At 38.1% G+C, this 5,804-nt stretch carries 6 protein-coding genes; 2 read left to right on the top strand and 4 right to left on the bottom strand.

Annotated elements, in window-relative coordinates:
- Positions 1–85: 85 nt before the first annotated feature.
- Complete coding sequence (locus ACOVO2_RS12380; RefSeq protein WP_421770279.1) at positions 86–931, bottom strand: class I SAM-dependent methyltransferase; 846 nt, start codon at positions 929–931, stop codon at positions 86–88.
- A 164-nt stretch (positions 932–1,095) separates the two neighbouring features.
- Between ACOVO2_RS12380 and ACOVO2_RS12375 the strand changes: the two genes are divergently transcribed.
- Entirely contained in the window at positions 1,096–2,589 is a 1,494-nt protein-coding gene (locus tag ACOVO2_RS12375; protein ID WP_421770278.1) for a lipopolysaccharide biosynthesis protein, read from the top strand.
- 65 nt (positions 2,590–2,654) lie between these two features.
- Here ACOVO2_RS12375 and ACOVO2_RS12370 read toward each other — a convergent pair whose 3' ends face one another.
- The 3 genes from ACOVO2_RS12370 to ACOVO2_RS12360 all read right to left on the bottom strand — a co-directional run bounded on the left by ACOVO2_RS12370 (position 2,655) and on the right by ACOVO2_RS12360 (position 5,043).
- The gene (locus ACOVO2_RS12370) at positions 2,655–3,860 is read right to left on the bottom strand and encodes a PQQ-dependent sugar dehydrogenase (RefSeq protein ID WP_421770277.1); all 1,206 of its coding nucleotides are present in this window, start codon (positions 3,858–3,860) and stop codon (positions 2,655–2,657) included.
- A 65-nt stretch (positions 3,861–3,925) separates the two neighbouring features.
- The gene (locus tag ACOVO2_RS12365; protein ID WP_421770276.1) at positions 3,926–4,555 is read right to left on the bottom strand and encodes a hypothetical protein; all 630 of its coding nucleotides are present in this window, start codon (positions 4,553–4,555) and stop codon (positions 3,926–3,928) included.
- The gene (locus ACOVO2_RS12360) at positions 4,552–5,043 is read right to left on the bottom strand and encodes an RNA polymerase sigma factor (RefSeq protein ID WP_421770275.1); all 492 of its coding nucleotides are present in this window, start codon (positions 5,041–5,043) and stop codon (positions 4,552–4,554) included. The genes ACOVO2_RS12365 and ACOVO2_RS12360 overlap by 4 nt, the downstream gene beginning before the upstream one ends.
- A gap of 187 nt (positions 5,044–5,230) precedes the next feature.
- Between ACOVO2_RS12360 and ACOVO2_RS12355 the strand changes: the two genes are divergently transcribed.
- On the top strand, positions 5,231–5,804 hold a 574-nt coding region (locus ACOVO2_RS12355; RefSeq protein ID WP_421770274.1), incomplete at its 3' end, for a glycosyltransferase.

Here is a 5,804-nt window from a genome sequence, read left to right as displayed (position 1 = left end):
TGAATGAGTGAATGAGTGAATGAGTGAATGATTCTACCAATTTTATCATTCACTCATTCTGAACGGGCGGCGAACCGCTTCAAAATTATTTCTTTGTTAGAACCACCGCACAACTGGCACCAAACGACATTTTGGATTTTCGTAGCTGGGCCAATTCCCAACTATGAATTTTATTGAATATCGTGGTAGCAAGTTTGGATGGTGTATGATTATCAAATTCGGCATCAAGGGTATTTTTGCGAGTTTTCCCAAAAAGTCTGGCGAGACGAAATGGAATTGCACGTAAAACACCCATAATTGGTGGTAAATAGGAGAAAATATAACTGCCGTAGGTGTATTCTAGTCCACAAGCTTTGGCAAGTTTATCAAACATTTCGAGGTTATAACGGCGATAATGCCCGCTTTCGTCATCCACTTCCGACCAAAGCCATTGATGAGCTGGTACGGTGATATAAATATGCGAGCCTGACGGCAAATACTGAGCAAGGCCCGTCAGGAATGCTTTGTCATCTTCGATGTGTTCGATTACATCAAAAAGCCCGACCGCATCGATTTGTTTTTCAGCAAACGGAAATTCTTGAAAAAAGATATTGTAGGCTTCCTTCACGCCTCGTTTCTTGGCATTCAGACAACCCGCATAACCCGGTTCGATTAAAAATATTTGTTTTTCGGGATACTTTTCCGACAAAAATTTAACTTGAAAACCATTTCCTCCGCCCACATCGGCAAAGTTTTTGGCAAATTTGAAGCGTTGCGTAAGCGTCAGAATCACATCGTTTCGGTGTTTAAACCAAAAACTGTTGTCTTCTACGGCAAAGCAATAGTTGTTTCCCTCTTCGGGATACGACATTTTTTCGGCATGAGATGCACGCCAAATATCATTTTTATCAAGCACCAATGATGCTGTTTTTATTTCTTCCGAAACGGCCATTATTCAAACAATTCAATTTTACTGCAAATATTGTCTATTTTGATGATTAACTTTGCAAATTACAAGCCAATTATTTTAGACCACGATTAAAAAGATTGGTAAGATGGACAGGATTTAATGTCTATCTAAGTTACTTTTCAATCATCACATTTAGGAAACTTTCAATGAATGTTATAAAAAAACAGGCTTTTCTTGGTACAATTTTCTCTTATGGGGGGGTGTTGGTTGGATTTGTATCTCAATTTTTTCTGATTCCACACAATATCAGCGAAGCTGAAAATGGACTTTTAGCAGTTTTGCTTTCTTATATGTACGTTTTGGTTCAACTTTCATCCTTAGGTTTCAATGCCGCTGGAAGTCGTTTTTTTCCACATTTTCGTGATGCCCAAAAAGGACATAAAGGTTATTTATTTTTAGGTTTGATTTCGGCTTTGATAGGTTTTACAATTGTCAGTGTGGGGCTATATTTTTTCAAAGATACGATTGTAAAAAATGAGGAGAAATCACCACTCTTTGCCGATAACTTCTATTTATTATTGCCAATCACGCTCGCCACTTTACTTTTTAATCTGCTTGATAATTACGCCAAAAACCTATATGATACCCTAACAGGAACATTCTTAGCTCAATTTTTACAGCGTTTTCTTATTTTATTGGCATTACTTCTGGTCGTATTCAGATTTATAACTTTCGAACAATTTATTTATTTATGGGTAATTGCCGTTGGGTTTTATGTTGTTCCGATGTTTTTAAAGGCTCGAAAACTTGAAGGTTTTTCACTCAAACCAGATTTTTCGGTTATGACTCCTGCGTTTAGCAAAGAATTTTGGTTTTATGCTTTTCTGACAATCCTGACTGGCTTTTCTTCGATGGTAATTCTGTATATTGATAAAATCATGTTGGCGGGAATTTCATCTTATCGTGAAACCGGCATTTATAATACTGCTTCGTTTTTTGGTAGTGTCATGGGAATGGCTCTCATGGCCGTAACCAAAGCCGCTCAACCTCTGATTGCCGATTCGTTTGCAAAGAAAGACCTAATAAATATTTCTACGATTTATAAAAAAAGTTGCACGACTTCTCTGATAGTTGGTTGTTGGATTTTCTTAGGAATATACCTCAATATTGACAATCTATTTTTGTTATTACCGCCTTCTTATTCCGCAGGAAAAATGGTGGTGATTATTATCTGTCTGGGAAAACTCTTCGATTTGGCAACGGGACTGAACGGAACGATTTTGGCTCTTTCGAAACACTACATTTATGATACATATATTATGGTTGGGCTGATTTTCATAACGGTTGCTCTCAACTATTTTCTGATACCCATCTACGGCATGAATGGGGCAGCATTTGCACTGGCCATCGCTACGGTTTATTATAATTTGGCTCGTTATTTAGTAGTTTTGATTAAACTCGGCATGCAACCTTTCACCTTTGATTTGGTAAAAGTTATCATTGTAGCACTCGCTTCATGGCTGATTATCAGATTTTTACCCGAATTTGGAGGAAATAAAATGATGTCAATCGTAGATATGGCTTATCGTTCGGCAGCTCTTACGGTATTGTATGGACTAATTATTTATTGGAGCAATATTTCGCCCGAATTGAATGGTGCAATGAAGAATTTGTGGTTGAAAGTGACTAAGTTTTTCTGATAAAATATCAATAAAAAATCGTGGCATATCATAAAGATTTGCCACGATTAAACCCCAAAAAACTACTATTTCTTAGCCAAAGTATAAACTTTTCCGTTTCCGAGATTGAGCATATACATCTCGCCATTGGCATCTTGCCCAAAAGCCGAAACAGTGCCGACATTCGCTACCACATCGCTTTTTGTTACGGTTTTGCCATCGTAAGTTAATGCCCAGATTTTTCCACTTATGTAATCGCCGCAGAAATATTTCCCTACCAAATCTGTAAACTTTTTCCCTCTGTAAACAACTCCACCTGTTACCGAACGTCCATCACTTCCTTGCTGATATTCCCAAACTGGAGCAATCAAATCTGTTCGTGAGCAATCGCCCGAATAACACGAATTTCCCTCCTTTACTTTCCAACCGTAGTTTCCACCTTTCGTTATTACATCAATTTCTTCCACTTTATTTTGGCCAACATCACCAGTCCATAAGTCTTTCGTAACCGAATCGAAACTAAAACGCCACGGATTTCTAAGACCATAAGCATAAATTTCTTCGCTAAAACCTTGTGTGTTTCCTACGTAAGGATTATCCCTCGGAATGCCATAATTGCCCTTGGTAGTAGAATTTACATCAATTCTCAGCATTTTTCCCAACAAACTGGCTCTATTTTGAGCATAATTCTGTGGGTCGCCACCACTTCCACCATCGCCCGTAGCGATGTATAAATAGCCATCTGCCCCAAAAGCCAACTGGCCACCATTATGATTGGTATAGGGTTGGTCGAAAGTGAGCAAAATAGTTTCGCTGCTTGGGTCGGCGGTCTGACCATTGGCCTTGAATCTTGCAATTACGCTCTGGCGACGAGGAGAATTTCGGGTGTAATTCACATAGAAAAAGCCATTACTCTTGAAGTTTGGATGAAAAGCTAAACCCAACAAGCCCATTTCTCCGCCTGAAGCAACTCGGCTGGTAATATCCAAAAACACCGATTTAGTTTCGGTAGTAGTGTTATTTTCAAAAGCCTGAATTACACCTCTTTGTTCAACCACAAACACACGATTAGTGCCATCGTTGGCGTGCGTAAAATCTACTGGAGAACTAAAAGACAACTTCGGAAAAGCCTCAACTGCTTGATATGAAATAGTTACAGGTGGCGTTACTACTACTGTTGTAGGGGTAGTTGGTGTGGTCGTTGAGGTGGGGGCATCTTCTGCTTCTTTACATCTGATAGCAATCAAAGAAACAAAACCACAAAGCCCAAGAATTACAAACGTTTTTTTCATTAGAATACATGGTTTATGAATGTATAACGAAAAAAACGCCTGTAAGTTTTAAGACTATTATTGAATTAATTCTCTTGCAATTCTTGCTGCAATTTCTCCAGTTCGCTCAAATCTTTTTTAAATGCTACCTCTTTTTGGTTTTTAAACGCCCCCATTTTATAGGCGATTAAGTAAATTGTCACCGAAATAGCCATCGGAATCAGTGTATCAACAATTGCCATTGATAGACTTTTGGTGGCCAATTTATGGGGTAAAAATGAGAAGATTGTCAAACACCCCGACACAAACATAATTGCTCCGAACCAGCCTTCGGCTTTTTTATTACTCTCAAATGTGGCTATCAGATTTTTCAAGAACGACCTCAAATTGGCATCAGTAATATCAGTTTTCAGCGTTTTATAAGCTCTGAAAAGCACAACAATTGCCATCAGATTTCCAAGTAAAATAAACAAAAAAGGTACATATTGCCACAAAAACTTAAAATCAAAGGGATTTCCCGCAAAAACCGCCACTAAGAAAAAGAACTCCAAAAACATCAGTACCAACAGTAGAGTATTCTCTCTTTTGATGCGTGAAACTCTCGAATTCGACCGCTCTCTAATCATACTAAAAATTAGTCTTTCGTTGATTGCTTGTGTGGCCTGTAATTTACGGTCATAAACTTGCCAAGCTGATTTTAATTCTTCTAAGTTCATAATGTATTTGATTTTATGATTTTTTCTAATTTCTGTTTGATTCTATTTAATCTCACGCCTACATTGGAGTTAGAAATACCGATAATTTCGGCTATTTCATCGTAAGTTTTTTCTTCCAGATAAAGCATAATGATAGCTTTTTCTACCTCCGAAAGTTTTTCGATTGCCAGCTTTAGCATGCCCAGTTTTTCTTCATCATCATTGTCAAAACTCATATCCGGAATCTGGAATTCTTCTGCTGTAATTGCCTTTTTATCAGGCTTTTTAATCTCTTTTCGCAAATTAGAAATTGCCGTATTTAGTCCAACTCGATACATCCATGAGGTATTCAAAGATTCGTTTCTGAAACTCGGATACGCTTTCCATAGCTGCAAAACTATTTCTTGAAAAAGGTCTTTCTTCGCCTCTTCATCGTGGCAATATAGATTACACACCTTAAAGATGATTCCACGATGGGTATTGAGCATTTCGACAAAGTCTTTTTCCATTTTGATATTGAGATTCGTTTGAACAATTAGTCGTCAAGCCTACACAAAACTTACAGTTTCGCCCTATTTTTTTCAAGGAATACACAATTTATACAAATAAAACCATCCAGTCGTGTAAAAGACCTTAGAGATTTTTCATGAAAATTCACGTAATTCGCATTCATTTTATCAATCAATTTCATTTCGCTTGAAAATTCTACTTATCAATACCGACGATGCCATGGGCGGGGCCGCCATTGCTTGTTTGCGATTGCTCAAAACGCTCAATCAGACCACAGGCATAGAAGCGACAATGTTGGTGCAGGAAAGAAAGCGAGATAACCCAAATGTAAGGGCAATTGCCGAAACTTGGCTACAAAAAAAACTGGCCTTTGAACGATTCGTAAGAGAGCGACTTTACTTCAAATTTCAAGAAAAAAACAAAGAAATCAGATTTGCTTTTTCGCCAGCCAATTCGGGCATTGATATTTCTGAGCATCCGCTCGTGCAGGAAGCAGACGTTATTCATTTGCATTGGATAAATTTTGGTTTTTTATCATTAAAATCGCTCGAAAAGCTTTTTGCACTCAATAAGCCTATCGTCTGGACACTACACGATATGTGGGCTTTTACGGGCGGCTGCCACCACAGTGGAGACTGCGAAAACTTTCAAAATACTTGCGGAAATTGTGTACAATATCTCAAAAATCCATCTCCAACTGATTTATCGAATAAAGTTTGGCAACGGAAAAGTGCAATTTTCTCCCTTCGACTTCGCTCAG

This window comes from Emticicia sp. (genome assembly GCF_049241225.1).
Lineage (GTDB): Bacteria > Bacteroidota > Bacteroidia > Cytophagales > Spirosomataceae > Emticicia.
This window is presented reverse-complemented; position numbering and strand designations above follow the sequence as displayed.

What these genes read in the sequence shown, in the direction of transcription:
- ACOVO2_RS12380 (WP_421770279.1), bottom strand. Translation starts at nt 931, where the DNA reads ATGGCCGTTTCGGAAGAAATAAAAACAGCATCATTGGTGCTTGATAAA.
- ACOVO2_RS12375 (WP_421770278.1), top strand. Translation starts at nt 1,096, where the DNA reads ATGAATGTTATAAAAAAACAGGCTTTTCTTGGTACAATTTTCTCTTAT.
- ACOVO2_RS12370 (WP_421770277.1), bottom strand. Translation starts at nt 3,860, where the DNA reads ATGAAAAAAACGTTTGTAATTCTTGGGCTTTGTGGTTTTGTTTCTTTG.
- ACOVO2_RS12365 (WP_421770276.1), bottom strand. Translation starts at nt 4,555, where the DNA reads ATGAACTTAGAAGAATTAAAATCAGCTTGGCAAGTTTATGACCGTAAA.
- ACOVO2_RS12360 (WP_421770275.1), bottom strand. Translation starts at nt 5,043, where the DNA reads ATGGAAAAAGACTTTGTCGAAATGCTCAATACCCATCGTGGAATCATC.